Raw genomic sequence first — 2,699 nt, 5'->3', positions numbered from 1 at the left:
ACGCAGTTGTAATCATTGTGGGTAAGCAACAGCCAATTATGGCCGTCGTCTTTTGAAAGTAAGCGCCAGCGTTTATTTACACGGAAGGTCAGGTATTTTTTGCCATAGGTTCTTTTGGGGAATAATCGACCGGCGCGGAACTGTTTTAATTTTTCCAGCGCCTTCGCAGTAATCCACAAAGGCGCATTGTTCAGGTTGATGCTCATTGATCTTCACCACTCGCAACCTGGGGGTGTTGCTGACGGTATTCGTTGAGAATGGTGTTGATTTCTTCTCGGGTTCCAGGAAGGAGCAGTAGAACGTCACCCTCTTCACGAACCATTGGCGCAGCATCATAGAGCAGTTCACAGAGTCGGCGGGCGCGGGTAGCGTTGAATTGTGGCTGGGCGACGCTCTTAGTGATTTTTTTCTTGCCGGACTCTTCGGCCTTTTTCATTAAGCGCGCGGCTTCACGGTCGGCATATACACCATGCTCGCGGTTAATTTGAATAGCCAGGGCATAGTTAATGGAACCAGAGCGCACCAGGCTCTTTATGTATGGGCTGCATTCCTGCAATTGCAGGTGCTGGAGGATATCGGACTCAGAACGCTTAACTTTCTTTGCGATCTCCGCGTTAGTCCAACCCTGATTAACCAAGCGTAGGTAAGCCGCGCCGCGCTCTATAGGGGTAAGCGCCAGCCCTTGTGAGCTGGTGACCATGAAGGCGATTTTATCGGCCTCGGTGCCTTCGAAATCCTTACACTCAAGGCGTTTCACTTCATGACCGGCAGCAGTAGCCAGCAACGCGCCGTGGAAGCGGTGGTGACCGTCGATAACTTTCACGCCTTGCTCTGTTATTTCGACAGCCAGCGGCGGAATAAACTCCCCAGCAATAAACGCGTCCCTAAATTCTTCAACATGCGCTTGGTTAAATTCACGGACGTTATAGCCTTCCTCGGCATAAATTTCATTGAGGGGAACTAAAAAAGTTTTCCGGGTAGAAATATCAGAACCTATACTTTCACGAGCTGCATAACGCTGACTTAAAGTTGCCATAATTATCTTCCATTCTGAGGGGGTGAAAATGCTTCACTATGCGCCACACACGGTGGCGCATAAGACTGCACTTTATTTAATTGAGCCTTCATAAACCGGGATGTTTTCGAGCTGGTTTTCCAGGTCTACGACGATCTCAGTAAAAGCGTGCTCAACGATTTTTTTCGGTTCGATAAGTTCGTACCAAAGAGCTAAGCCGCCGTCTTTCAGGCGGTAGCGGATACGGGCCTCAACCTGGTAAGGCGCGCCGTTGTGGAATGGTGCGATAGCCAGACTGATTTTTTCAGGCAGGGAAGTATTACCAGAGCCATCCTTTTCATCGCTGTAGGACATCTGGAACGTACCGTCCTGCAGGCGACGCACAGACTTGAACTCAGCTTTACGCGTCTCTTGGAAAGCCAGCACCATTTCGAGCAGTTCTGTACCGGATGGGCCTTTATAGTTATCACTGATCGGCGCGATATCTTGGATGTGGTTTTCCAGGAACTCTGCAAAATCGGTCTGGTTCATGGGATGCTTGTCACGGGATGCCCAATCCTGCCATTCATCGGAATAGGGGCAGTCGTACACAGCGCGATGTTTTGCCCACTCTGGTGAGTTTGCCGCAGAGTGGTAATCCAGCACGGCCTCAATGCGGGTTTCAGATTTGTCGGCGAAGATTGCAGTACGCGGATCAGCGAACTTTTGAACGTAGGCGATCAGCGAGGACACCGAAATAAGACGTACCGCCTGACGAATCAGCGAAGGTTGAAGCTGAAAATGCTCGAGCGTTTTTACTTCATGGTTGTCAGGAACCACTGCTACCGGGATATCAGTTTTCGGCGTGAACGCGGTCAGTGCCAATTCCTGAATTTCGCGTACAGAGCCATTAGCGAGGTTTGCAAGTTCTTGCATGCTATTTTCCTTAATTAATATTAACGTTGCTGGCTAAATTAATTAGCCGTGGGCTTGCAGCTTAATAGGCGCTGCGGCGTGGGCTGTATCAATGACTTTCAAATCCATTTGCACTTGAGATGGATCATCACGCATTAAATCGCCGTCGGCGGTTGAGAACATAATGGTGTCAGCCCGATCCAGTTCAGGAATGGATTTCTTGACGTTCGGGGTGATTTTCATCGTGTTTTCGTCGCGGCTGTTCAACATCTGGCAATTCAGCGTCAAAGTAACAGCGCCTTTCTTGCCGGTTTCGCGAACCATTTTAATAACCTCGGCCAGCGCTTCGGTAAGCTCCTGGTCTAAGGTGCCTTTGTTGATATAAGCCAGCTGCTGGCTAAAGGGAGTGCATTTGCTTTCAGACATACCATTTCTCCTCGTCACATACAGAGAAGAACTCGGGCCGGGTGACGCCCTCCACGGTTAAATGGATGCCTGAATTCTTCTCTCTATGAAAAAGGGCGACCAGCCTATGAACATTATCTTCACCCCTTATTGGTTGAAGTTCGGTCTGGCCGCCAAAGACTACACACGGTAAGTTTTTAGAGCGGGTGGCCTTTCTGGCATAGGATTTTCACCAGGCGGGCAAAGAAGGTGAGGCGCACAGCTTGCACGGTAGGAGCCACGCGCATGGTATCGACAACGACTGTGTTAACATTGCGGTTGATCATGTTGAATCTCCGTTCTACTGGTCAGGCCCCGGCAAAGATTGGCGTCTGCAGCCGGGGCT

General features: G+C 50.0%; 5 protein-coding genes. All 5 read right to left on the bottom strand.

Translation table 11 applies throughout. The annotated features are described in order from the left end of the window. A partial coding sequence (locus tag AC4PR2_RS28300) for a ParE family toxin-like protein (protein WP_492175971.1) occupies positions 1-206 on the bottom strand: 206 nt, incomplete at its 3' end. Next, on the bottom strand, positions 203-1,036 hold the full coding sequence (locus AC4PR2_RS28295) for a ParB/RepB/Spo0J family partition protein (protein ID WP_492175969.1): 834 nt from the start codon (positions 1,034-1,036) through the stop codon (positions 203-205). The genes AC4PR2_RS28300 and AC4PR2_RS28295, both read right to left, overlap by 4 nt. 72 nt (positions 1,037-1,108) lie before the next feature. Further along, on the bottom strand, positions 1,109-1,930 hold the full coding sequence (locus AC4PR2_RS28290; protein WP_492175968.1) for a YfdQ family protein: 822 nt from the start codon (positions 1,928-1,930) through the stop codon (positions 1,109-1,111). Between the two features lie 42 nt (positions 1,931-1,972). Next, positions 1,973-2,335, bottom strand: a complete 363-nt coding sequence (locus tag AC4PR2_RS28285) for a YfdP family phage-associated protein (RefSeq protein WP_492175967.1) — start codon at positions 2,333-2,335, stop codon at positions 1,973-1,975. A 176-nt stretch (positions 2,336-2,511) separates the two neighbouring features. After that, positions 2,512-2,640, bottom strand: coding sequence for a hypothetical protein (locus AC4PR2_RS28280; RefSeq protein ID WP_268921755.1), 129 nt, complete (start codon positions 2,638-2,640; stop codon positions 2,512-2,514). Positions 2,641-2,699 lie beyond the last annotated feature (59 nt).

Source organism: Serratia sp. A07 (genome assembly GCF_058725505.1).
Note: the sequence above shows the minus strand (reverse complement) of the source record. Positions and strands in the feature narration are given on the sequence as shown.